1 rRNA gene is annotated in these 582 nt (G+C 52.7%); it reads left to right on the top strand.

The window, feature by feature from the left end:
• Positions 1-582 (top strand): 23S ribosomal RNA (locus HQN90_RS38160); the annotation flags it as partial.

The raw sequence follows: 582 nt of genomic DNA, 5'->3' as shown, positions 1-582 counted from the left end.
TTTAAGTACCGTAGGTCATGATTTCACACTGCCAAGAAAAGCTTCTAGCCAGGCGAAGGTGCCCGTACCGCAAACCGACACAGGTGGGTGAGAAGAGAATTCTAAGGCGCGCGGAAGAACTCTCGTTAAGGAACTCGGCAAAATGACCCCGTAACTTCGGGAGAAGGGGTGCCTCGGTAGGGTGAATAGCCCGAGGGGGCCGCAGTGAAAAGGCCCAAGCGACTGTTTAGCAAAAACACAGGTCTGTGCGAAGCCGCAAGGCGAAGTATACGGGCTGACGCCTGCCCGGTGCTGGAAGGTTAAGAGGAGTGGTTAGGGGCAACCCGAAGCTATGAATTGAAGCCCCAGTAAACGGCGGCCGTAACTATAACGGTCCTAAGGTAGCGAAATTCCTTGTCAGGTAAATTCTGACCCGCACGAATGGCGTAACGACTTGGGCGCTGTCTCAACGAGAGATCCGGTGAAATTTTAATACCTGTGAAGATGCAGGTTACCCGCGACAAGACGGAAAGACCCCATGGAGCTTTACTGCAGCTTGATATTGGACTTTGGTACGATCTGTACAGGATAGGTGGGAGCCTT

This window comes from Paenibacillus alba (assembly GCF_013204855.1).
Classification (GTDB): domain Bacteria; phylum Bacillota; class Bacilli; order Paenibacillales; family NBRC-103111; genus Paenibacillus_E; species Paenibacillus_E alba.
Note: the sequence above shows the minus strand (reverse complement) of the source record. Positions and strands in the feature narration are given on the sequence as shown.